Below are 21,469 nucleotides of genomic sequence, written 5' to 3'. Positions count from 1 at the left end.
GCGCAGCCGGCCGCCGCAGCGCCCGCTCCGGCCAAGCCGGCCGCGAAGCCGCAGCCGAGCGGCAAGCGGGGCACCACCGAGAAGCTGACCCGGATCCGCACGGCGATCGCCAAGCGGATGCAGGAGTCGCTGCACGAGATGGCGCAGCTCACCACGGTGATCGAGGTGGATGTCACCAGAATCGCCAAGCTGCGGGCGCAGGCGAAGGACTCCTTCCAGCAGCGGCACGGTGTGAAGCTGTCCTTCCTGCCGTTCTTCGCACTTGCCGCCGTCGAGGCGCTGCAGGCGTACCCGATCGTCAACGCCCGGATGGACCTGGCGGCGGGGACGATCACCTACCCGGACGCGGAGCACCTCGGCATCGCCGTGGACACCGAGCGGGGCCTGCTGGTGCCGGTCATCCACAACGCCGGCGATCTCAACCTGGGCGGCATCGCCAAGCGGGTCGCCGATCTGGCCGAGCGCACCCGGACCAACAAGATCAGCCCGGACGAGATCGCCGGTGCGACGTTCACGCTGACCAACACCGGTAGCCGGGGCGCCCTGTTCGACACGCCGATCGTGCCGTCGCCGCAGTCGGCGATGCTCGGCACGGGTGCCGTGGTCAAGCGTCCGGTCGTGGTGAACGACCCGGAGCTGGGCGAGGTCGTCGCGGTCCGCTCGATGGTCTACCTGGCCCTGTCCTACGATCACCGGCTGATCGACGGCGCCGACGCCGCCCGCTTCCTGGTCGCGGTCAAGGAGCGGCTGGAGGCCGGCAACTTCGAGGCCGAGCTGGGCCTGTAACACCCGCGCGAAAGGGCGCCCCGGTCCAGGTGACCGGGGTGCCCTTTCGCCGTTTCCGGGCCGGTCAGCCGCGCAGGTGCTCCTCGGAGACCTGCCAGAGCCGCTCGGCGGCCTCGGGGTCGCGGGCGTACGGGGCGTATCCGGTGCGGGTGCCGGGCTGGTTCGGCCCGGCCTCCTGAACGTCCTCGAAGTACCGCCCGCCGACGCCGTCGAGCAGCGGCGAGGCGGCGACCAGCACCGAGGTGGCCGCGCCCTGCTCGGTGTTCTTCCAGTACGCGGCGCCGCCCCCGCTCTGCGACCGCATCCGGTCCAGCTCCTCCTCGCTGAGGTAGCGCTGGAGGTTGGTCCGGATCGCGCCCGGCATGAGCGCATTGCTGAGGATGCCGTCGTCGGCCCAGCGCCGGCTGACCTCGACCGCGAAGAGCACGTTGGCCGTCTTGGACTGCCCGTACGCCTCCCACGGGTCGTACGGCCGCTGCCGGAAGTGGATGTCGGAGAAGACCACCGGCGAGCGCAGGTGGGCGGCCGAGCTGACCGAGACGATGCGGGCCCCGCCGGCCGCGGCCAGGGCCGGGCGCAGCCCGGTGGCCAGGGCGAAGTGGCCCACGTGGTTGGTGGCGAACTGCATCTCCCAGCCCTGCGGGGTGCGCATCTCGGGCGAGGCCATGATGCCCGCGTTGTTGACCAGGATGTGCAGCGGTCCGTCCCAGGTCCGGACGAAGGCGGCCACCGAGGCCAGGTCGGCGAGGTCCAGCGGGGCCACCAGGATCCGGTCGTTGCCGGTGGTGCCGGTGATGTCGGTGGCGGCCTGCTGGCCGGCGTCGATGTTGCGGACGGCGAGCGTGACGTCGGCCCCGGCGGCGGCGAGCGCGCGGGCGGTGTCCACCCCGATCCCGGACGCGCCGCCGGTGACGACGGCCCGGCGCCCGGTGAGGTCGATGCCGCGCACCACCTCCATCGCGGTGGTCTCCCGGGAGTACGGCGTGGTGACGGGTGTGCTGGTGGTCATGATCCATCCTTGTCGGTGGCGACGCGGACGCCCGGTCCGGCCGCTACGATGAGAATCGGAGGATCCTCCGTTACGGTCGAGATTAACCGGAGGCTCCTCCGTTCGCCAACCCGGCCGCGCCTCGGCCGGTCGCCCCGAGGAGGAGACGTGCCGGACCCCGGCCCCCGACCGCTGCGCGCCGACGCGCTGCGCAACCGGCAGCGGCTGCTGGACGCAGCGGTACGCGCGTTTTCCCACGGCGGGCCGGAGGTAACGCTCGACTCGATCGCCAGAGCGGCCGGGGTCGGCATCGGCACCCTCTACCGGCACTTCCCCACCCGGGAGGCCCTGGTCGAGGCGGCCTACCGCAACGAGCTGGCCAAGCTCTGCGACGCCGCGCCGGAGCTGCTGGCCGGCCTGCCGCCGGACCGGGCGGTGCGCGCCTGGATGGACCGTTTCATCGACTACCTGTCCACCAAGCGGGGCATGGCGGACGCGCTCCGGCTGGTCATCGCCTCCGGCGCCAACCCGTACGCGCACAGCCGGGACCGCCTGGTCGCCGCGCTCGGCCTGCTGTTGGAGGCGGGCGGCGCGGCCGGCACCGTCCGGGCCGACGTGGCGCCCACGGACGTGCTCGCCGGCCTGAGCGGGGTCTCCCTGGTCGCCGGCGAACCCGAGCAGCGCGAACAGGCCGGCCGACTGCTCGACCTGCTGATGGACGGCCTGCGGCACCGCGCCACGGGCTGAGCGGATTCCGAACCGGAGCCGTCCGGGCGCTGGGAGACTCGACCGGTGAGCGGTAAACGGGGGCGCGGACGGTTGGGGCCCGCCGTCGCCGTCGCCCCCGGCGCGCGGGTGGACCGCTTTGAGGTCTTCTTCGACCTGGTCTTCGTCTTCTCGTTCTTCATCATCACCCGGGCCACCGCCCTGGACATCAACGGCACCAACCTGCTGCACGCCCTGCTGGTGCTCGCCGTGCTCTGGTGGTCCTGGGTGGTGCACAGCGTGGTCGCCACCCGGGTCCGGCTCGGCGAGGGCTTCGTCCCGGTGCTGATGGTGGTCGGCATGGCGGCGCTCTTCACCTTCGCGCTGGCGCTGCCGCAGGCGTTCCGCGACCCCGGGGAGAACGCCGCCGGGCCCATGGTGGCGGCGGGCAGCTACGTGATCATCCGCCTGGTGCACTTTGCCCTCTACCGGCACGTCGTCCGGGACAACCCGGAGGAGCGCCGGCAGTTGCTCCGGTTCGCCCCGGAGTTGGTGCTGAGCACCGTCCTGCTGCTCGCCGCCGCGCTGATCCCGGCGCAGCTCCAGGATCCCGGCCGGGCAGCGCTGACCCGCGACGGGCTGTGGGCGACCGTCGTGGTGCTGCAGTACGGCAGCGGGCTCCTCGCCGGCACCTGGGGCTGGCGCGTCACTTCCGCGGAGCACTGGACCGAGCGGTACGACCTCATCCTGATCATCGCCCTGGGCGAGTCGGTCATTTCGGTCGGTGTCGGCAGCAACCTGCTCGGTCAGCCGCCGACCTGGCCGGCCGTCGCCGCCGCCGTCCTCGGCATCGTCTTCACCGCCGCCCTGTGGTGGGCGCACTACGACTGGGTGGGGCCGGCCGCCCGGATCGCCCTCCACGCTGCCGAGGGACGCCCCCGGGTGGCGATGGCCCGGGACGCGTACGCCTACCTCTACCTGCCGATGATCGCCGGGATCATCCTGTTCGCCCTGGGCGCCGAGCGGATCGTGCACGAGATCGCGGATCCGCACATTCCGCTGACCGAACGCGCGCACGGTCCCAGCGTGGCGCTGCTCTTCGGCGGGGTGATCTGCTACTTCTGCGGCAACATGCTGTTCCAGCTCCGCACGCTGCACACGCTGTCCTGGATCCGGGTGGGCACCGTACTGGCCCTGGCCGTGAGCATCCCGATCGCCAGTCGGTTACCGGGACTGGCCGCCCTCACGCTGCTGACCGCCATCTGCGTGGGGCTGGTGGCGTTGGAGGTGCTGACCATGGGCGAGGCCCGCGACGCCCTGCACGAGGTCGTCGTCGAGGAACGGACCACCCACGAGACGCGCGAGGCCGCCTGGCGGGCCCGTTGGCACGAGCCGGAACCCGGCGAGCCGTCGACGTAACGGGACGGCGGCCGGCGGACGGACCGCGTATCGTCGGCCCAGCGTCGCGGTGCGCCCGGCACGGAGACCGCCGTGGGCATGGAGGCGCGGGACAGCAGGGGACCATGTGCACCCATCCCACGAGCCGAACGGGCGGCTGACCGCCCTCGGCAACCAGTTGATCGAGATCCACCTCTGGCTCCGCGAGGAGCTGGCCCGGCTCCGTACGAGCCTCGACTCCCCCGGTGCCGACCTCCGGTCGTCTGAGGACCTGCGCGCCCACTGCCTGGGTTTCTGCGCGGCACTCACCCGGCATCACGGCGGCGAGGACGGCGGCGCGTTCCGGGTTCTCGCCGAACGGGAGCCGGCGCTGCGTCCGGTCCTCGCCGAACTCGCGGAGGACCACCGGATGGTGGCGGGCATCCTGCGCCGGATCGAGGACCTGACGACCGGCCCGGCCGCCGCCCGGGCGGCGGTCCGCGCCGAGCTGGACGGGCTCGCCGCGCTGCTGGAGTCGCACTTCACCTACGAGGAGAAGAAACTGGTCGCCGCGCTCGACGCGGTGAACCGGAGGGCCGGCGACACCGTGGAACTGCTCGGCGTCCCACTGCCCGATGACGGGATGTCGACCACAATTCCGAGGGGGACGGAGACACGATGACCACCGACACGATCACCGCCGCGACGGCGGGCACCTGGCGCCTGGGCGACCTGACGGTCAACCGGATCGGCTTCGGCGCCATGCGGCTGACCAGCAACGCCGACGGGAGCCCGAGCGACCGGGACCAGGCCGTCGCCGTCCTGCGCCGGGCGGTAGAGCTGGGCGTCAACCACATCGACACCGCCGCGTTCTACTTCTCGCCGCTGCGGTCGGCCAACGAGCTGATCAACCGGGCGCTGGCCCCGTACCCGGACGACCTGGTGATCGTCACGAAGGTCGGGCCGGGCAAGGACCTGTCCGGCGAATGGCTGCCGATGGCCCGTCCGGACCAGCTCCGCGGCCAGGTCGAGGAGAACCTCCGCCAGCTCGGCCGGGACCACCTCGACGTGGTCAACCTCCGGGTGTACGGCCCGGAGCCGCTGGCGGAGCACTTCGGCGCGCTCGCCGAGCTGCGGGATGCCGGGCTGATCCGCCACCTCGGCGTCTCCGCCGTCCGCCCGCACCAGGTCGCCGAGGCGCAGACCGTCGCGCCGGTGGTCTGCGTGCAGAACTCGTACGGCCTCGGCTACCGCGCGGGCCACGACCAGCTGCTGCGGGACTGCGCGGCGCAGGGGATCGCGTTCGTGCCGTTCTTCTCGCTCGCCACCAGCGGGCGCGAGGCCGGCGCGAGCGGCACCGAGCACGACGAGGTCCGGGCCGTCGCCCGGGCGCACGGGGTGACCCCCGCCCAGGTCCGGCTGGCCTGGACGCTGCACCGCGGGCCGAACGTGCTGGCCATCCCGGGCACCGGCAACCCGGAGCACCTGACCCAGAACGTGGCGGACGGCGGCCTGCGCCTCACCGAGGACGACCTGGCCCGGCTGGAGGCCGTGCACCAGTCCGCCTGAGCCTCGCCGGTCGGGCTCGGATTCGCCGGTCAGCAGAATCGGCGGGTCCGGGCTGGCCGCGTCGCGGCGGACGCCGGATGCTGGGCCGATGGCGATCTTCTCGGTCCAGGCCCGTCCCGCCGACGCCGCGAGCTGGCTCGACCTGGCCCGCCGGTTGGAGGCCGCCGGCTTCGACGCCCTGCTGGCCGCGGACCACCCCGGCCACGGCGCGTCGCCGTTCGTCTCGCTGGCCGCCGCCGCGGCGGTGACCTCCACGCTCGGCCTCGGTTCGTACGTCTCCAACGCCGGCGTCCGCGAGCCGATCCTGCTCGCCACCGACGTGGCCACCCTGGACATGGTCTCCGGCGGGCGGGCCCGCCTCGGCCTCGGCGCGGGCCACACCCCCGCCGAATGGCGGCCGTCGGCCGCGAGCGGCCCGACGTCGCCGCCCGGGTACGCCGCTGCGTGGCCGTCGCGGAGGCCGTCCGGGACCTGCTGGCCGGCGGGGAGGTCAGCGTCGACACTCCGGAGCTGGTCGCCCACGCGGCCCGCCTGACCGAGCCGCGGCCCGTCCAGGACCGGGTCCCGCTCACCATGGGTACGGCGAACTCGACACTGCTGCGCTGGGCCGGCGCGCACGCCGACGTGGTCGGCCTGACCGGCTTCGGCCGTACCCTCGCCGACGGGCACGCCCACGACGTGCGGTGGCGGGCCGACCAGATCGACGCGCAGCTCGCGCAGGTGGCGGCCGGGGCCGCCGGCCGGGCCGAGCGCCCGCGCTGGAGGCCCTGGTCCAGCAGGTGGCGGTGACCGACGACGCCGAGGCCGCCGCCGCGAAGACGGCCGCCGACACCGGGCTGACCGTCGCCGAGCTGCTGGCCACCCCGTTCGTCCTGATCGGCACGGCGGAGGAGATCGTCACGGCGGTCGCGGCCCACCGGCACCGCTGGGGCATCACTCGCTTCGTGGTACGCACCGACGCCGTCGACCAGCTCGGACCACTGCTTCCCCTTTTGCAAGCTGTGTAGCACCTTGTAGCACATCCGGCTAAACTGCTGCTGTGGCGGAGCATGCTTCTCGTGAGATCACCCAGCGTGAGCTGCGGAATGACTCTGGCGCGATCATGCGCGGAGTTGAACGCGGCGAATCCTTCACGATCACCCGCAACGGGACTCCGATCGGCCGGCTGATCCCGATCCGGCGACGCACCTTCGTTCCCCGTACCGAAGTCATGGCAGCCTTCGCGACGTCTCCAGTACTCGACGAGGCCAGGTTCCGTCGTGACATAGACGAGGCGATCGGACAGGACCCATTCGACCGTGAGTGGTGAGCTTCCCCTTCGAGGCCTGATCGACACCAACATCGTCATCCACCTCGCCGCTCTGGATCCCGCCGAACTACCTGACGAAATGGTCATCAGCGCGGTGACCCTCGCGGAGCTTTCCGCCGGACCGCACCACACCGACGACTCGCGGGAACGCGCACGCCGGATGAGCGTCCTCCAACATGTCGAATCGACATTCGAGCCGCTGCCGTTCGACGCCGAGGCCGCGCGGGCGTTCGGTCTCATCTCCGCCGCCGTGCTCGCCACCGGGCGGGGTACCCGTCGCCGAATCGCCGACCTCATGATCGCCTCGGTGGCGCACACTCACGGCCTGCCGCTCTACACCACCAACCATGCAGACTTCACCGGGCTTGACGACCTCGTGACCGTGCGAGCGGTGAGCCGCCCGAAGTAGCCGACGGCCTACTGGGCGAGATTCCGGTCGCACCCGTCCGGTCTCGCGCCGCAGCCCACAGTCGGGTAGCTGAAAGATGCGTTGACCTGGCGGTCGACCACGCTCACAGTCAGGGTGTCAGTTAGAAGGTGACACCGTCATGCACATCGAGATCGCTGATCGCGCGGATCTCGATCGGGCGGAGGCGCTGGTCTCGTTGCTCCGGCGCCCCCACCTCGACCGGGTCACCGTCACACTGCCCGGGCTCGACGCGACGGAGCGCGAGCGTACGGCAGCGACCATCCGCCGCCTGTTCAACGACTGCGGCTGCGACTGGGGTGCGTTGGCCCTCGTCACCGCCGTGGCCGGCGTCCTCGTGATCGGGCGGAGCGGTGGCCGAGCCGTCGCCGCGGCCGTGCTCGGCTGCCTCGCGGCGGCGGTCGCCGGCAAGCTCCTCGGGCTGTCCTGGAGCCGGCGGCGCCTGCTTCTTCGACTGCGCGCGCTGCGCGCGGCTTCCTGACTCTGAGGGGGGATCTCTCATGGCACTCGTTTGCACCGAAATCACCGAATGGGTCGAGGAGGAGGTCTCCAAGCCCGTCGAGGAGTGGGAGGAACGGCAGGAGAAGAAGTGCAAGGACTACCCGTGGTACGACCCGCGCGGCTGGGTCTGCTGGTTCGTCACATACTTCGTGAAGGTCGTCCGCTGGGTGATCGTCAAGGTCGGCAAGTGGGTGGTCCGGACGGTGTGCAAGCTCGTCGGGGTGGTCGTCGAGGCGGTGGTCGACATCGCGGCCGGGCTCTGGGACGTGGTCATCGGCATCGTCACGCTCGACTGGCGGCGGATCCTCGACGGGCTGCTGCGGGCAGTGATCGGCCTGGTGCTGGGGATCATCCGGCTGGCCCGCATCGTGTTCCTTGGCGACACGATCGACTACATCATCGAGGAGATCAACCGGGAGCGGCTGCGCCGATACGTGCGCGGCCTGCTCGAGGCGAAGTACTCCGGTGACACGCTGACCGAGATCAAGGAGGCGATCCGCCTCGACCACGGCGCGTTCGGGCTGCGCCTGCACGGCACCGCGTACCGGACGACGCTGGACTCGGAGACCCCCTCGCCGCGCGAACCGGCCGTGCCCAACCTGGTCGTGCTGCACGAGCAGGGCGCGATCAACCTGCGGGAGCTCTGCGGCTTCGAGTTCCCCGAGGGGTTCTGGAACCGCAAGCGGTACAAGACCCTCAAGAAGGGGACCGTCCTGGGTGGCGGTGGCGGCGGCGAGTTCGACAACCCCATCTCCGCCGACGAACTGGACACCTACCTCAACTCGCGGGGCGCGCAGGGGCCGGCGTTCATCGTGCTGCCGATGCGCGACGGCGCGCTGGACACCAAGGTCGCCACGGCCCGCGAGAAGGGGCGCGAACTCGCGCTGATGCTGGACTTCGACCAGGAGACCCGCGAGGTCACCGACCCCGACCACATCGTCCACAAGGGGTACGACCGACCCGACGCACACCCCGCGCTGACCCGGTTCCTAAAAGACGTGATCGGCCGGCACGACAAGACCACCGACCCGGACGGGGCGACGGCCGACCTCTGCCACCCGGTCGCCGTCGGGGTCTTCCGCTACACCGACACCCTGCGCGGGTTGGCCAACAACCTGCACGAGAGCGCCTGCGGGCTGAGCGGCAAGAACACCTCCGGCGTCACCTTCATCGACAACACGCCGGACCAGATCTGGAAGTACGTGCCGATCCACGAGCTGGGGCACACCTTCGGCCTCTGCCACACCGACGGGGTGGACCGGATCATGTACTCGCCGAAGACCAACACCTGGTGGCGGAAGTGGTACCTGATCCCCCGCACGATCCTGAGCGTCTACCTCGACGGCGAGCCGACGTTCACCTTCGACGAGGCGAAGGCGGCGTGGGACTACATCGTGGCGCACTTCGCGCCCCAGTGCCTGGGCGCCCGACCGGTCGTCATCGGGGTAAGCCCGGCGACGGTCCGCGGCGGCACCGTGGGGCGGCAGGGGTAGCCGGCAGGCAACGGCGGCGGCAGCACGAACTGCCGCCGCCTCAGCTTTCGACCCGCTCGGCGACGAACACGCCTACGCCATGCACGCCCTCGACGACCCCCTGCATCTGAAGCACGAGGATCGCCTGACGCACGACGCCCGCTGAGACGCCGTGCTCGTCCTTCAATTGAGCAGTGGATGGCAGCTTGTCACCGGGTGCGAGTTCTCCGGACGCGATCTGCTCGCGGATGTGATCCGCAAGCTGCGCCCACTTGGCTTTGGCGGGCATTTTGACTCCCTGGTCTGCACCGCCATTTGATCACAACCCACTTTACGAGACAAGTAAGGAGTAGTCCGTTGACTTTACTAGTCTTGTCTGACAAAGTTCGTCCTGACCGGCTCCCTGGTCTGCAAACCCGGAGCTGGTCGTCATGTGGAACCACCCGGCCGGCCACTCCCCCGGTAGTCGGCCGGGTGCCACCCCTGCCCGCGACCTGGTGTCGGCGGGCCCGTGAGCAGGCCCGGGGCGGGCGCCGGGCTCCGGCCGCACCGGCCGACCCCGCCCGTCTCGGCGCCGCACGAGGAGAGAGGCGTAACAGCGTGCAGCCTGTGCTCGCCCAGCCGGTGGACGCGGTGGAGAGGGTGCTGCGGTCGCGCGGCCTGCCCGACGAGGTGGTTGACGAGCTGGTGGTGCGCCGCGAGCAGCAGGTGCGCGTACCGGATCGGTGGTGCTGACGATGTGGCCGCGAAGGAACGCGAAGTTGGTGCCGCTCGCGCCCCGTCACCGGCGGACCTGGCGGGGCGGGCGGCGCTGGTGCTCGTGCGGCCTGCGCTGGACCGCCTGCCAGGATCGGCACGCCTCGGTGCCGACCGAGCCACCCGCCCCGCCGCGGAACACCCGCTGGTGGGACGAGGCGACCCGGGCGAACCCGCAGGTCGGCCGGGTCGGCCGGCTCACCCCGCGCAGTCCTGGCGGGCCAACGGCGGCCGATGGTGAGCGGGCCGCCGCACGTGGCGCTGCGCCCACTCTGGCTCTGCCGGGCCTGCGCCGCCCCCTGGCCGTGCGCGACGGCCCGCCTCACCCTGCTCAGGGAGTACGCCGACGACCGGGTGGCGCTGCTGGTCTACCTGGGCGGGATGCTGCACGACGCAGCCGGCCACCTGCACACCCTGCACCCGCACGACGGGCCCGAGCCGGGCCAGCTCTTCGCCCGATTCCTCGGCTGGGCGATCCCCCGCCGGCCGACCCGCGGCTCGCCCCAACGCCCCATCCCAGGGCCGGGGAGACAGCACTAGTGACGAGCTCGGCCGCCACTCCCGAGCGGCGCACATTGTAGCACTTCGTAGCACTACGCGGTAGACGGTGCGAGCGGTACGTCGCCCGAGCTAGGCGAGCCGCCCTGCAGGGGCAGCGAGGCTATCGAACTAACGTACGATCCGACAGGTGATCGATGAACGTTTCGCGCTGCCGCCCACGGCGAATGAGCGCACCCTGTTGGACACCTTTCTCGACTACCAGCGCCATGCGCTGGTGCGGAAGTGCGCCGGCCTGACCGACGAGCAGCTTCGCCGGCGGGCGGTGCCGTCGTCCAACCTCTCCCTGCTCGGCCTGGTCCGGCACCTGGCCACGGTCGAGCGGTGGTACTTCCAGGCGGTCATCGACGGGAACTTCCCGGGCAGCCTGTTCACCCGCACCGACGACCGCGACGAGGACTTCAACGACGTCGACAGCACCACCGGTGAGGAGACCTTCGCGATCTGGCGGGCGGAGGTCGAGGTGTCCCGGCGGATCGCCGCCGACCGCCCGCTGGAGGCGGTCGGCCGGTCCTTCGACACCGGGCGGGAACACTCACTGCGGTGGGTGCTCACCCACATGATCGACGAGTACGCCCGCCACCTCGGCCACGCCGACATCATCCGCGAGGCGATCGACGGCCAGACCGGCGAGTGACGGGCTGATTCATCCACGTCATCAGCTCCACAGCGCACGAGCAGCCATCTTCTTCCGGGCGGTCAGCAGCGAAAGCCGCGACCGCCGGGTTTCTAGGCAACGGATCCAGGACGGGGTCCGTGGCCGAAGATATGGTCATGCGGATCCTGATGGCCGGCTCGTCCGGCTTCCTCGGCACCCGGCTGGTCGACCGGCTCACCTCCGACGGGCACCAGGTCACCCGACTGGTCCGCCGGCCGCCGCGCACCCCAGACGAGCGGCAGTGGACCCCCTCCGCCGCGCAGCTCGACCCGGCGGTGGTGGCCGAGGCCGACGCGGTGGTCAACCTCGCCGGCGCCGGGGTCGGCGACAAACGCTGGAGCGACGACTACAAGAACCTGATCCGGTCCAGCCGGGTGGACACCACCACCACCCTCGCGATCACCATGGCCGGGCTGCCCGCCGCGGACCGCCCCTCGGTGCTGCTCAACTCCTCTGCCATCGGCTGGTACGGCGACACCGGCGACCGGACGGTCGAGGAGGACGCCCCGGCGGGCGAGGGCTTCCTGGCCGACGTCTCCCGGGTCTGGGAGGCCGCGACCCGACCGGCCGAGGACGCCGGCGTACGCGTGGTGCGGCTACGCACCGGGCTGCCGCTGCACCGCGACGGCGGGATGCTCCAGCCGCAGTTGCGCCCGATCAAGCTGGGCCTCGGCGGGCGGCTGGGCAGCGGTCGGCAGTGGTGGTCCTGGATCTCGCTGCGCGACTGGCTGGACTCGTCGGCGTTCCTGCTGGAGCGGGACGACATCGCCGGCCCGGTCAACGGGGTCGGCCCGGACCCGGCCACCAACGCGGAGTTCACCCGGGAGCTGGCCCGCCAGCTGCACCGACCGGCGATCCTCCCGATCCCCGCGCTGGCCCTGAAGGTGGCCCTCGGCGGCTTCGCCCAGGACATCCTCGCCAGCACCCGCGTCCTGCCCGCCGTCCTCACGAAGGCCGGCTTCGAGTACCGCCACCCCGACCTGCCATCCGCCCTGCACGCCGCGCTGACGGAATGAGCGCAGCGGTCCCCTGCCGGGCAGGGAACCGCTGCGCCAGCCGGATCAGCAGCCGATGACCCCGTAGTTGAGCCCGGTCTGCTTGAGGGTGCTGGTGTAGAAGGTGTTGTACAGGCCCATGTTCTGGTTGCTGCCGAGGGCGTAGGCGTAGCCGCCGGACTGGTAGGCGCGGCCGGCGGTCACGTGCGCATAGTTGCTGGCGGTGACGCAGACCGGGGCGGTCGTCGGGGAGACCGTGGGACTGGGGGTGGCGGTGGCCGTCGGACTGGGCGTGACCCCGCCGTCGAGGCCGAAGAAGAGCGCGTCCCGGTACGTCGAACAGATGGTGTCCAGGAAGTACGACGTGGCGGTGCCGCACTGGTCGGCCGCCGAGCCCGGATCGACCGGAGTGCCGTGCCCCATCCCGAGCCCCCGGCCGCCGGAGTTGATCCGGTAGCCGGGGGCTTCCCCAGTCGCTACTCCCGGTTCCGGTTCCGGTCCCGGTCCCGGTCGGTGTCCGGGCCGAGGATACGGTCCCGGTCCTCGTCGTCGTCCAGACGAACGGAAGAGGCCCGCCCCGTGATGGGTGCGGGCCTCTTTCGCGTCCTGGGGCCTGTCAGGCGTCGCCCTCCCCCGCCCAGGTCGGCACGAACACGAACCCGTCGGCCGGGGTCCGTCCCCCGAGGCCGACACGGCCCGCGCCCTCGGCCCGGTCGACCGTCACGCGGTCGAGTACGAGGGTAAAGAGGTCCCGGCGGGCCGCCCGGCCGCCGCCGTGCAGCGCCTCGGCCAGGATCGCGGGGTCGGCCAGGCCGCCGACGTCGGTCACGTCCGGGAAGGCCCCCAGGACCGTGTTAGCGGCGTCCAGTCGGGCGAGGGCCCGGTTATACAACTTTTGCCAGCGGGTCAGCCCGGCGGGCCCCGGGAACTCCCCGCGTTCGTACCGGGCCGCTTCCAAATCGGCCGCCTCCGCCTCGGCGACGGTGACCGCTTCGCGGGCCGCGCGCCGTTCCGCGTCGTCGGTCGGGTCCATACGGGCCAGCCACCGGGACGCGACCGCTTCGAAGGCATCCGACCCCGGTTCGAGGGCCGCGAGGCGAGTCATAACCGCATGCTCGGCCCACTCTTCGGCGGTTTTCTCGTTGACCCAAATCCCGGCGCAGGCGTTCCGGTTAGCCCCGTTGCGCCCGCAACCGAACCGCCCGGTTCGCTGGCGGCCCCGGGGCGAGTTATAGGCCAGCGTGTAGCCGCAGGAGTGCCACAGGAGGCCGGATAGTTCGTGCTTGCGTTCGCCGCCCACGGCCGGGACTAGGCGGCCCGTCGGCCCGGTCTTCACGCGGGCGTCAAGGGCAGCCTGCAGGGTGACCCACTCGGCCGGGGTCAGGATGGGCGCGTCGGACACGCTGACCCGTTCGCCGGTTTCGTCGTCCCGGACCGCCTGCCCATTGTGGGGATACCAGCCCGCCAGGACCGGGTTACGAAGCATCCGGCGAATGCTGGTCATCCCCCATGCGTCGCCGCCCCGCGACGTCGGGACGCCCTCGGCGGTCAACCAGGCCGCCAGCCCGCGCAGGGACTCCCCGTCGGTGGCCCGTTCGACCAGCGTCCGGACAATCGGGGCCTCGGCCGGGTGCGGAACCAGCCGGCCCCGTTCGACCACGTAGCCAAAGGGACGCGGCATGGTCCAGTAGCCGTTACGCCGGTCCGAGGCGTGCCGGTCCGTGACCCGCCGCCGGATCGACTTGTGTTCCGCCGACGCGACCTCGGCGACGACCGCCGCCGTGAGTCGGAACGCGGGCGAGTCGCTATCGGTCCCGTCCGCGACCGTCATAAGGCGGGCCCCCGTCGCGTCGAGGACCGTCAGGAGGGAAGCCAGCGCGACCAGCCCCCCCGGCTGACCCGGTCCATGTGATAGGCGAGGAGGACCTTCGCCCGGCCCGACCGCGCGTCGTCCAGCCACTTTTCATAGGCGGGCCGAACCTTCGCGACGCCGGACACGCCCTCATCCCGGCGGACCTCCACCACGTCGAACCCGCGCAGCTTTGCGAACTGGCGTATGGCGTGCTCCTGGCGGGCCAGGCTGTCGGACTCTTCAGTTAGGACACTGATACGGACGTACGCGCTGGCGGGGGTCAGTTCTTCCACGCCGACACTGTAGCGGGTACCGCGCCGTTCTGGGTGCAGCCGTGCAGCAGCACCACGGCCGGCGCGTTGGCCGGCAGGCCGTCCGGGCGGTAGGCGTACATGCTCAGGTTGCCGGGGTTGGAGCCGAAGCCGGTCACCTGGGTGAGGGTGGCGGCCCGGGCGGGCAGGGCGGCGGCGAGCGCGGCGGCTGCGGCCAGCATGACCGCGGCGGCAGCCCCGGCGAGCCGGGTGCGGAGGGACGAGGAGCGGGGGCACGGCGACCTCCCGGTTTGCGGAAATGTGAACTGGATCACCCCCGAGTTGCCGAGACGTTACGTCCGTGTTTCACCTCGCCGACATGGCCGAGGCAACCACATTTGTCGATTCCGAGATATGGCCGGAGTTGACGTGGCGAAGTGAGGTTTCGTGTCTGACCGGCGTGTCCCGGTCCGGTTGGTAACGTCCGCTGCGTGCCGACCTCCCCGTCCCTGGCCACGGACCCCTCGTCCGGGTCCGCGCCCGTCGCCCGGGACCGCCGCGCCGACCTGATCATGGTGCTGGCCGCGCTGGCCCTGGCGATCTGGGTGACCAGCGGCATGTGGCGCGACCCGAACACCCGGGCGATCACCGTCAACTCCAGCGACCAGGCCCTCTTCGAGTGGCTGCTGGCCTTCGGCGGGCACTCGCTCACCCACGGGGAGAACCCGCTCTTCACCCACCTGATCAACGTGCCGGACGGGGCGAACCTCGCGGTCAACACCTCGATCACCGTGTACGCCTGGGTCTTCGCGCCGCTGACGTACCTGATCGGGCCGCCCGCGACGTTCCTGGTGATCCTCACCCTCAACCTGGCCGCCACCGCGCTAGCCTGGTACTGGCTGCTCAGCCGGCACCTGGTGCGCAGCCGGCTGGCCGCCGCGGTCGGCGCGCTCTTCATGGGCTACTGCCCGGCCATGGTGTCGCACGCCAACGCCCACCTGAACTGGACCGCCGGTTGGCTGGTGCCGCTGCTGATCCAGGGCGTGTTCGCGCTGCGCCGCCCCGGCAACGCGATCCGCGGCGGGGTGCTGCTCGGCGTGCTGGTGGCGGTCGCCTTCTCGATCGCCGCCGAGGGGCTCTTCTTCACCGCCCTCGCGCTGGCCCTCTTCCTCGGCGTCTGGGCCGTGCAGCCGTCCCGGCGGGCCGAGGTCCGGGCCGCGCTGCCGTCCTTCCTGCGTGGACTCGGGGTCACCGCGCTGGTCGCCGGGGTGCTGCTGGCGTACCCGCTCTGGCTGCACTTCGCCGGTCCGCAGCGCTTCCACGGCACCGGCTTCGACCCGTTCATCCACTCCGAGGACATCGCCGCGTACGGGTCGTACCCGCGCCGGTCGCTCGCCGGGTGGGCCGGGCTGGGCAGCTCGCTGGCGCCCAACCCGACCGAGGAGAACTCGTTCTTCGGCATCCCGCTGCTGCTGCTCGCCGTCGCCTGCTTCGTCCTGCTGTGGCGGCGCGCCGACCGGGCGTTCCGGGCCACCCTCTGGGCGCTGGCCGTGACCGCGGTGGTCTTCGCGGTGCTCTCCTGGGGGCCGACGGCCAAGTGGAACGGCCGGCGCACCGACCAGCTGCTGCCGTTCGGGGTGCTCGACAACCTGCCGGTGGTCAACGCGGCGCTGCCCTCCCGGCTGGCGCTGGTCGTGGCGCCGGTGATCGGACTGCTGCTGGCGTACACCGTCGACCGGCTGCGCGCCGCGCCGCCCCGGCACCGCTCCACCGAGCTGGCCTGGGCGCTCGGCTTCGCCGCCGCGCTCCTGCCGCTGCTGCCCACCCCGCTGCTGACCAGCCTGCGCGAGCCGATCCCGGCGTTCATCACCGCCGGCACCTGGAAGCAGCACGTCTCCCCCGGCGGCGTGCTGACCCCGCTGCCGCTGACCGTCGACGTGACGCCGGACGCCAGCGCTGGCAGGCGTACGCGCTGGCCCACCGGCAGGGCGAGTTCCGCATCCCGGCCGGCTTCTTCCTCGGCCCCGGCGCCCGCACGGCCGGGGCCGGATCGGGCCGCCGCCGCGCACCTTCGACTCGCTGATGGACCAGGCCGGGCGGACCGGCCTGGTCCCGATCATCACCGACGGCAGCATCAAGGAGTCCCTGGCCGACCTGCGCTACTGGCACGTCGAGGCGGTGGTCCTGCCCGACCGGGTGCACGGCGCGAAGTACGACATCGACGAGGACGCCCTGCGCCGCACCGCCACCGACCTGCTCGGCCCCCCGCAACGCGTCGACGACGTCTGGCTCTGGAAGGTCCCGCCGGCCTGACGCGACGAGGCTCACGCAGCTCACCGGCGGGCGGCGGGGCTAGGGTGGACGGGTGAGCGTGACGACTTCCGGTTTGACCGCCGTTCGGGCTGGGCTCCTCGACTACCAGGCCGCCTGGGACGAGCAGCGCCGGCTGCACGAGGCCGTGGTGGCCGGCGAACAGGGCGACACGGTGCTGCTCCTGGAGCATTCCAGCGTCTACACCGCCGGCAAGCGCACCGAGCCGTGGGACCGCCCGATGGACGGCACCCCGGTGGTCGACGTGGACCGCGGCGGCAAGATCACCTGGCACGGGCCGGGGCAGCTCGTCGGCTACCCGATCGTCAAGCTGCCCGACCCGGTGGACGTGGTGGCGTACGTGCGCCGCACCGAGCAGCTGCTGATCGACGTCTGCGCCGAGTTCGGGCTGGCCGCCGGCCGGGTCGAGGGGCGCAGCGGCGTCTGGGTGCCGGAGGACGACCGCGGCCCGGCCCGCAAGGTCGCCGCCATCGGCATCCGGGTGGCCCGCGGCGTCACCCAGCACGGCTTCTCGATCAACTGTGACTGCGACCTGTCGTACTACGACCGGATCGTCCCCTGCGGCATCCGGGACGCGGGCACCACCTCGCTCACCGCCGAGCTGGGCCGCCCGGTCACCGTCGCCGACGTGCTCCCGGTGGTCGAGCGCCACCTGCCCACCCTGGTCACGCTCGAAGGCTGACCGGGTGCGCATCGATCTGGTCACCCTGGTCGTCGCCGACTACGACCCGGCCATCGACTTCTTCACCGAGGTGCTCGGCTTCGAGCTGGTCGAGGACAAGCCCTCGCTCACCAACGACGGGCGGCCGAAGCGCTGGGTGGTGGTCCGCCCGCCGGGCGGCGGGACGGGGCTGCTGCTGGCCCGCGCCGACGGCGAGCGGCAGGAGGCGGCGGTCGGCGACCAGACCGCCGGTCGGGTCGGCTTCTTCCTCCAGGTCGACGACTTCGAGGCCACCTACCGCCGGATGCGGGAGGCGAACGTCGAGTTCGTGAAGCCCCCGCGCACCGAGCCGTACGGGCGGGTCGCCGTCTTCCGCGACCTCGCCGGCAACCCCTGGGACCTCCTCGGCCCCGCCTGACCACCCCACCCCACCCCACCTCGCCCCGGTGATCATGAAGTTGCTGTCCGCCCTGTCGGCGGGTCATGGCAACAACTTCATGGTCAACCGGACGAGGACGGAACGGGACGGTCAGGGGGTGAGGCGGTGCAGGTCGCGGGGGAAGGCGGTCACCTCGCGGACGTTCGCGGCGCCGGTGAGCCGGGCGACGAAACGTTCCAGGCCGATCGCGAAACCGCCGTGCGGCGGCATGCCGTGCCGGAAGGCGTCCAGGTAGCCGGCGTACGGCTCGACCGGCTCGCCGCGCGCGGCCAGGGCGGCGAGGTAGTCGTCATACCGGTGCAGCCGCTGCCCGCCGGTGACCAGTTCCAGGCCGCGGAAGAGCAGGTCGAACCCGTGGGAGTACGCGGGCCGGGCCGGGTCGGGGTGGGTGTAGAAGGGCCGCTTCGCCATCGGGTACCCGGTGACGAAGAGGAATTCGGAGCCGTGCTCCCGCCGGGCCCACTCCCCCAGCGCCCGCTCGTGGGCCGGGGCGAGGTCCGGCTCGTCGGCCGGCGCCCCGGCGATCTTCAGCGCCTCGGTGAAGTGCACGGCGGGGATCTCGGCCGGCACCTGCGGCGCCTCGATCCCCAGCGTGGCCAGCGCGCCGCCCGCCCGCTCGGTCACCGCGCCGAGCATCCCGGCCAGGGTGTCCCGCAGCACCCGCATGACGTCCCGGTGGTCGGCGACGAAGCCCAGCTCGACGTCGAGCGAGGTGTACTGGGCCAGGTGCCGGACGGTGTCGTGCGGCTCGGCCCGGAACACCGGCCCGACCTCGTAGACCCGCTCGAAGACGCCGACCATCAGCTGCTTGTAGAACTGCGGCGACTGGGCCAGGTACGCGGGCCGGCCGAACCAGTCCAGCGCGAAGACGTTCGCCCCGCTCTCGGTGGACGAGGCCACCACCTTCGGGGTGTGGATCTCCACGAAGTCGCGGGCGTCGAGGGTGGCCCGGAAGCCGGCCACCGCCGCCGCGGAGATCCGCAGCGCCGCCGACCGGGTCGGGTGGCGCAGCGCGGTCGGGGCGTTGTCGAGCTGGGTGGGCAGGGTGGCGGTGAGCGCCGGCCGGTACAGGTCGAACGGCGGCGGCACGGCGGGTGGGCCGAGCGGACGTACCGCCGGGTGGGTCAGCTCGACCCCGGCGGGCGCGGCGGCGTTCGCGGCCACCGTGGCGGTGACCTCGACGACCGTCTCCTCGGTGAGCTGCTCCAGCGCCGCGCGGGCGGCCGGGTCGGTGACCACCACCTGGGCCAGGCCGGCGGCGTCCCGCACGATCAGGAAGGCCACCGACTTGAGCAGCCGGCGGCGGTGCACCCAGCCGGCGATCCGCACGGTCGCGCCGACATGGTGGGTGAGCTGGGAGGACAGGATGCGGTGCATAGTGGGCTGCTCCTCGGTCGATCGCAACGCCTGCGCCGCCCTTGGGCGGCGAAGCATCGCCTCAGCCCCGGGAGGTGTGGGCGAGCGGGAACCTCGCGGTGCCACCACACCTTCGCCCCCGCGAACGGGGGCCTCGTTCGTCGCCTGATGACCGGGGCCAGCCGGGCGGGCTCTACTGGGCGCGGACGCGCCGTTCTTCCCGCAGCTCGGGAGGGTCTTCGCGCCCCGGCGCCAGACCGCCTTCCAGCAACCGGCGGCTCTCTGCGCTGGCGGATCGGTGCGCTACTCGGCTCCGTCACAGCTCTGCCGGGCAGGCTAGCACCGGACCGGGCCGGTGTGACGACGATTTTTCGGCCCTCGGTGTCCGGTGTCACAACATCTACGGCGTGACGCCGGTCGCCCGACGTTCATCGACGGCCACCGTCGGGCGTAGGCTCGGTTTTGTGACGATCGAGCACTCCGCGCCGACGACTGAGCAGGCTGCACGCACCGCGACGGTCGCCCCCGAGGGGCGGCGCATGCTGCGGATCGAGGCGCGCAACGCCGAGACGCCGATCGAGCGCAAGCCGCCGTGGATCAAGGTCAAGGCCAAGATGGGCCCGGAGTACACGCAACTGCGCGGGCTGGTCTCGCGCGAGGGGCTGCACACCGTCTGCCAGGAGGCCGGCTGCCCCAACATCTACGAATGCTGGGAGGACCGGGAGGCCACCTTCCTCATCGGTGGCGACCAGTGCACCCGGCGCTGCGACTTCTGCCAGATCGACACCGGCAAGCCGGCCGAGTTCGACGCCGACGAGCCCCGCCGGGTCGCCGAGTCCGTCGCCGCGATGGGGCTGCGCTACGCCACCATCACCGGCGTGGCCCGGGACGACCTGCCGGACGGCGGCGCCTGGCTGTACGCCGAGACGGTCCGGCAGATCCACGCTCTGCAGTCCGGCTGCGGCGTCGAGCTGCTGATCCCCGACTTCAACGCGGTCCCCGAGCAGCTCGCCGAGGTGTTCAGCTCCCGCCCCGAGGTGCTGGCGCACAACGTCGAGACGGTGCCGCGGATCTTCAAGCGGATCCGGCCGGCGTTCCGCTACGAGCGGTCCCTCGACGTGATCCGGCAGGCCCGCGCCGACGGCCTGGTCACCAAGAGCAACCTGATCCTCGGCATGGGCGAGGAGCGGGACGAGGTGTCGCAGGCGCTGCGCGACCTGCACGACGCCGGCTGCGAGCTGATCACCATCACCCAGTACCTGCGCCCCTCCCCCCGGCACCACCCGGTGACCCGGTGGGTCAAGCCGGAGGAGTTCGTCGAGCTGCGCGAGGAGGCCGAGGAGATCGGCTTCGCCGGCGTGATGAGCGGCCCGCTGGTCCGCTCGTCGTACCGCGCCGGGCGGCTCTACAAGCAGGCCCTGGACGCCCGCGAGGGGATCGTCGCCGCCGGCTGAGGCCGGGGAGATGCCGCGTCACCGGCCGTCCGCCGGTGCCCGGATGCCATGATCACAGGCATGACCGCCCGGGTACGCCAGGAGCCGCGCGGGGCAGCCCGCCCGCGTACGCCCCGGCGTCCCCGGCTGCCGGCGCTGCTCGCCCTGCTCGTCGGCGTCGCCGGCGTCGGCTACCGGCTCGCCCTGCTGCTGGCCGACGCGCCGCCGGCCAACAGCGACGAGGCGACGATGGGGCTCGCCGCCCTGCACATCGCCCGCGGCCAGGACTTCCCGGTCTGGTTCTACGGGCAGGCGTACATGGGCACGCTCGAGGCGTACCTGGCCGCGCCGCTGCTCGCGCTGACCGGGCCGTCGGTGCTCGCCCTGCGGCTGCCCACCCTCGCGCTCTACGCGCTCTTCCTCCTCCTGGTCTGGCGGCTGACCCGGCGACTCGGCGGGGACCGCTGGTTCGCCCTGCTGATCGTCGGCTTCCTCGCGCTCGGCTCCGACCGGATCGTCAAGAACCAGTTGATCGCCGGCGGCGGCTACCCCGAGCTGAACCCGGCCGGCGTCGGGCTGGCCCTGCTCACCCTGGACCTCTGCACCGGCCGGCCGGACGCCCGGCTGCCCCGCTGGGCGGCCTGGGGGCTGATCTCCGGGCTGATGCTCTGGGTCGACCCGCTGCTGCTGCCGTACATCGCCGGCACCGGCGCGGTGCTGGTGGCGTGGCGGCGGCGGGAACTCGCCGGCCGGGCCGGCATCGTGACGGTGGCGGCCCTCCTGCTCGGCGCGGCGCCGATGCTGCTCGACAGCCTCCGGCACGGACGGGACCCCTTCACCGCCGTCCTCGCCGCCAGCGGCGGGGACGCGGCGGCCGGCTGGGGCGAGCGGCTGCACGGCGGCTGGTGCTGGGCCCGCCGCTCGGCATGGGCTTCTGCTCCCCGGGCCACTGCGCCACCTGGCAGCTCTGGTGGGCCCTCGCGTTCCCCGTCCTGCTGGCGCTCGCCGGCCTCTCCGCCTGGCGCGCCCTCCGCCCGGCCGCATC

General features: G+C 72.4%; 26 protein-coding genes and 3 pseudogenes. 21 read left to right on the top strand and 8 right to left on the bottom strand.

From position 1 onward, the window contains the following. The coding region (locus JNW87_RS16850; RefSeq protein WP_238454016.1) for a 2-oxo acid dehydrogenase subunit E2 at positions 1–786 on the top strand (786 nt) is incomplete at its 5' end. A gap of 64 nt (positions 787–850) precedes the next feature. Here JNW87_RS16850 and JNW87_RS16845 read toward each other — a convergent pair. After that, positions 851–1,795, bottom strand: coding sequence for an SDR family NAD(P)-dependent oxidoreductase (locus tag JNW87_RS16845; protein WP_109804418.1), 945 nt, complete (start codon positions 1,793–1,795; stop codon positions 851–853). Between the two features lie 147 nt (positions 1,796–1,942). On the opposite strand from JNW87_RS16845, the gene JNW87_RS16840 reads away from it, so the two are divergent. The 11 genes from JNW87_RS16840 (at position 1,943) to JNW87_RS16790 (ending at position 9,155) form a co-directional block, all read left to right on the top strand. After that, the gene (locus JNW87_RS16840; RefSeq protein ID WP_201749892.1) at positions 1,943–2,521 is read left to right on the top strand and encodes a TetR/AcrR family transcriptional regulator; all 579 of its coding nucleotides are present in this window, start codon (positions 1,943–1,945) and stop codon (positions 2,519–2,521) included. A 45-nt stretch (positions 2,522–2,566) separates the two neighbouring features. After that, positions 2,567–3,898: a low temperature requirement protein A gene (locus JNW87_RS16835; RefSeq protein ID WP_109804420.1), complete on the top strand. Its 1,332-nt coding sequence runs from the start codon at positions 2,567–2,569 to the stop codon at positions 3,896–3,898. Between the two features lie 106 nt (positions 3,899–4,004). After that, positions 4,005–4,538 carry a hemerythrin domain-containing protein gene (locus JNW87_RS16830; RefSeq protein ID WP_201749893.1) on the top strand — a complete coding sequence of 178 codons (534 nt, stop codon included), beginning with the start codon at positions 4,005–4,007 and terminating at the stop codon, positions 4,536–4,538. Beyond that, the gene (locus JNW87_RS16825) at positions 4,535–5,425 is read left to right on the top strand and encodes an oxidoreductase (protein WP_109804421.1); all 891 of its coding nucleotides are present in this window, start codon (positions 4,535–4,537) and stop codon (positions 5,423–5,425) included. Before JNW87_RS16830 ends, JNW87_RS16825 begins: the two co-directional genes overlap by 4 nt. Before the next feature lie 88 nt (positions 5,426–5,513). Next, positions 5,514–5,960 (top strand): LLM class flavin-dependent oxidoreductase, encoded by a 447-nt coding sequence (locus JNW87_RS16820; protein ID WP_238454015.1) that lies wholly within the window; start codon positions 5,514–5,516, stop codon positions 5,958–5,960. 38 nt (positions 5,961–5,998) lie between these two features. After that, positions 5,999–6,214: a hypothetical protein gene (locus JNW87_RS16815; RefSeq protein ID WP_238454014.1), complete on the top strand. Its 216-nt coding sequence runs from the start codon at positions 5,999–6,001 to the stop codon at positions 6,212–6,214. Next, positions 6,211–6,432, top strand: coding sequence for a hypothetical protein (locus JNW87_RS16810; protein WP_238454013.1), 222 nt, complete (start codon positions 6,211–6,213; stop codon positions 6,430–6,432). Before JNW87_RS16815 ends, JNW87_RS16810 begins: the two co-directional genes overlap by 4 nt. Positions 6,433–6,464: 32 nt before the next feature. Continuing rightward, entirely contained in the window at positions 6,465–6,734 is a 270-nt protein-coding gene (locus JNW87_RS16805) for a type II toxin-antitoxin system Phd/YefM family antitoxin (protein WP_109804423.1), read from the top strand. Beyond that, positions 6,724–7,143 (top strand): type II toxin-antitoxin system VapC family toxin, encoded by a 420-nt coding sequence (locus JNW87_RS16800; RefSeq protein ID WP_109804424.1) that lies wholly within the window; start codon positions 6,724–6,726, stop codon positions 7,141–7,143. The genes JNW87_RS16805 and JNW87_RS16800 overlap by 11 nt, the downstream gene beginning before the upstream one ends. Positions 7,144–7,282: 139 nt before the next feature. Next, positions 7,283–7,642 (top strand): hypothetical protein, encoded by a 360-nt coding sequence (locus JNW87_RS16795; protein WP_238454012.1) that lies wholly within the window; start codon positions 7,283–7,285, stop codon positions 7,640–7,642. Positions 7,643–7,661: 19 nt separating this feature from the next. Then, a complete protein-coding gene (locus JNW87_RS16790) occupies positions 7,662–9,155 on the top strand; it encodes a hypothetical protein (protein ID WP_109804426.1) in 1,494 nt (497 codons plus the stop codon). Positions 9,156–9,195: 40 nt separating this feature from the next. On the opposite strand, the gene JNW87_RS16785 is transcribed toward JNW87_RS16790, so the two are convergent. Further along, on the bottom strand, positions 9,196–9,423 hold the full coding sequence (locus JNW87_RS16785; RefSeq protein WP_109804427.1) for a winged helix-turn-helix domain-containing protein: 228 nt from the start codon (positions 9,421–9,423) through the stop codon (positions 9,196–9,198). 311 nt (positions 9,424–9,734) lie between these two features. On the opposite strand from JNW87_RS16785, the gene JNW87_RS39570 reads away from it, so the two are divergent. Further along, positions 9,735–9,869 carry a hypothetical protein gene (locus tag JNW87_RS39570; protein ID WP_255420232.1) on the top strand — a complete coding sequence of 45 codons (135 nt, stop codon included), beginning with the start codon at positions 9,735–9,737 and terminating at the stop codon, positions 9,867–9,869. A 46-nt stretch (positions 9,870–9,915) separates the two neighbouring features. Here JNW87_RS39570 and JNW87_RS16780 read toward each other — a convergent pair whose 3' ends face one another. Beyond that, complete coding sequence (locus tag JNW87_RS16780) at positions 9,916–10,092, bottom strand: hypothetical protein (protein ID WP_238454011.1); 177 nt, start codon at positions 10,090–10,092, stop codon at positions 9,916–9,918. Between the two features lie 32 nt (positions 10,093–10,124). On the opposite strand from JNW87_RS16780, the gene JNW87_RS16775 reads away from it, so the two are divergent. The 3 genes from JNW87_RS16775 (at position 10,125) to JNW87_RS16765 (ending at position 12,122) form a co-directional block, all read left to right on the top strand. Beyond that, the gene (locus JNW87_RS16775; RefSeq protein WP_238454010.1) at positions 10,125–10,430 is read left to right on the top strand and encodes a hypothetical protein; all 306 of its coding nucleotides are present in this window, start codon (positions 10,125–10,127) and stop codon (positions 10,428–10,430) included. A 148-nt stretch (positions 10,431–10,578) separates the two neighbouring features. Next, the gene (locus JNW87_RS16770; RefSeq protein WP_109804429.1) at positions 10,579–11,085 is read left to right on the top strand and encodes a DinB family protein; all 507 of its coding nucleotides are present in this window, start codon (positions 10,579–10,581) and stop codon (positions 11,083–11,085) included. A gap of 137 nt (positions 11,086–11,222) precedes the next feature. After that, on the top strand, positions 11,223–12,122 hold the full coding sequence (locus tag JNW87_RS16765) for a TIGR01777 family oxidoreductase (protein ID WP_109804438.1): 900 nt from the start codon (positions 11,223–11,225) through the stop codon (positions 12,120–12,122). A gap of 45 nt (positions 12,123–12,167) precedes the next feature. Here JNW87_RS16765 and JNW87_RS16760 read toward each other — a convergent pair whose 3' ends face one another. The 4 genes and pseudogenes from JNW87_RS16760 to JNW87_RS16745 all read right to left on the bottom strand — a co-directional run. Next, positions 12,168–12,524, bottom strand: a complete 357-nt coding sequence (locus JNW87_RS16760; protein WP_236648394.1) for a hypothetical protein — start codon at positions 12,522–12,524, stop codon at positions 12,168–12,170. Between the two features lie 193 nt (positions 12,525–12,717). Next, positions 12,718–13,761 (bottom strand): recombinase family protein, encoded by a 1,044-nt coding sequence (locus tag JNW87_RS16755; protein ID WP_238454009.1) that lies wholly within the window; start codon positions 13,759–13,761, stop codon positions 12,718–12,720. 200 nt (positions 13,762–13,961) lie between these two features. After that, a complete protein-coding gene (locus tag JNW87_RS16750; RefSeq protein WP_255543976.1) occupies positions 13,962–14,237 on the bottom strand; it encodes a recombinase family protein in 276 nt (91 codons plus the stop codon). Positions 14,238–14,239: 2 nt separating this feature from the next. Next, positions 14,240–14,446 (bottom strand): annotated as a pseudogene (locus tag JNW87_RS16745) (feruloyl esterase); the annotation flags it as partial. A gap of 249 nt (positions 14,447–14,695) precedes the next feature. Between JNW87_RS16745 and JNW87_RS16740 the strand changes: the two are divergent. The 3 genes and pseudogenes from JNW87_RS16740 to JNW87_RS16730 all read left to right on the top strand — a co-directional run bounded on the left by JNW87_RS16740 (position 14,696) and on the right by JNW87_RS16730 (position 17,614). Then, positions 14,696–16,517, top strand: a pseudogene (locus JNW87_RS16740) (DUF2079 domain-containing protein). A gap of 52 nt (positions 16,518–16,569) precedes the next feature. Beyond that, positions 16,570–17,217 (top strand): lipoyl(octanoyl) transferase LipB, encoded by a 648-nt coding sequence (gene lipB / locus JNW87_RS16735; RefSeq protein ID WP_238454007.1) that lies wholly within the window; start codon positions 16,570–16,572, stop codon positions 17,215–17,217. A 4-nt stretch (positions 17,218–17,221) separates the two neighbouring features. Further along, positions 17,222–17,614: a VOC family protein gene (locus JNW87_RS16730; protein WP_109804433.1), complete on the top strand. Its 393-nt coding sequence runs from the start codon at positions 17,222–17,224 to the stop codon at positions 17,612–17,614. 111 nt (positions 17,615–17,725) lie between these two features. Here the strand turns inward: JNW87_RS16730 and aspS are convergent, their stop codons facing one another. Continuing rightward, a complete protein-coding gene (gene aspS, locus JNW87_RS16725) occupies positions 17,726–19,012 on the bottom strand; it encodes an aspartate--tRNA(Asn) ligase (RefSeq protein WP_238454006.1) in 1,287 nt (428 codons plus the stop codon). Between the two features lie 386 nt (positions 19,013–19,398). On the opposite strand from aspS, the gene lipA reads away from it, so the two are divergent. Together lipA and JNW87_RS16715 are read left to right on the top strand one after the other, a co-directional pair. Next, on the top strand, positions 19,399–20,445 hold the full coding sequence (gene lipA, locus JNW87_RS16720) for a lipoyl synthase (RefSeq protein ID WP_201749894.1): 1,047 nt from the start codon (positions 19,399–19,401) through the stop codon (positions 20,443–20,445). Between the two features lie 60 nt (positions 20,446–20,505). After that, a pseudogene (locus JNW87_RS16715) lies at positions 20,506–21,469 on the top strand (DUF423 domain-containing protein); the annotation flags it as partial.

The organism is Micromonospora sp. ATA51, from assembly GCF_016802855.1.
GTDB classification, from domain to species: Bacteria; Actinomycetota; Actinomycetes; order Mycobacteriales; family Micromonosporaceae; genus Micromonospora; species Micromonospora sicca.
This window is presented reverse-complemented; position numbering and strand designations above follow the sequence as displayed.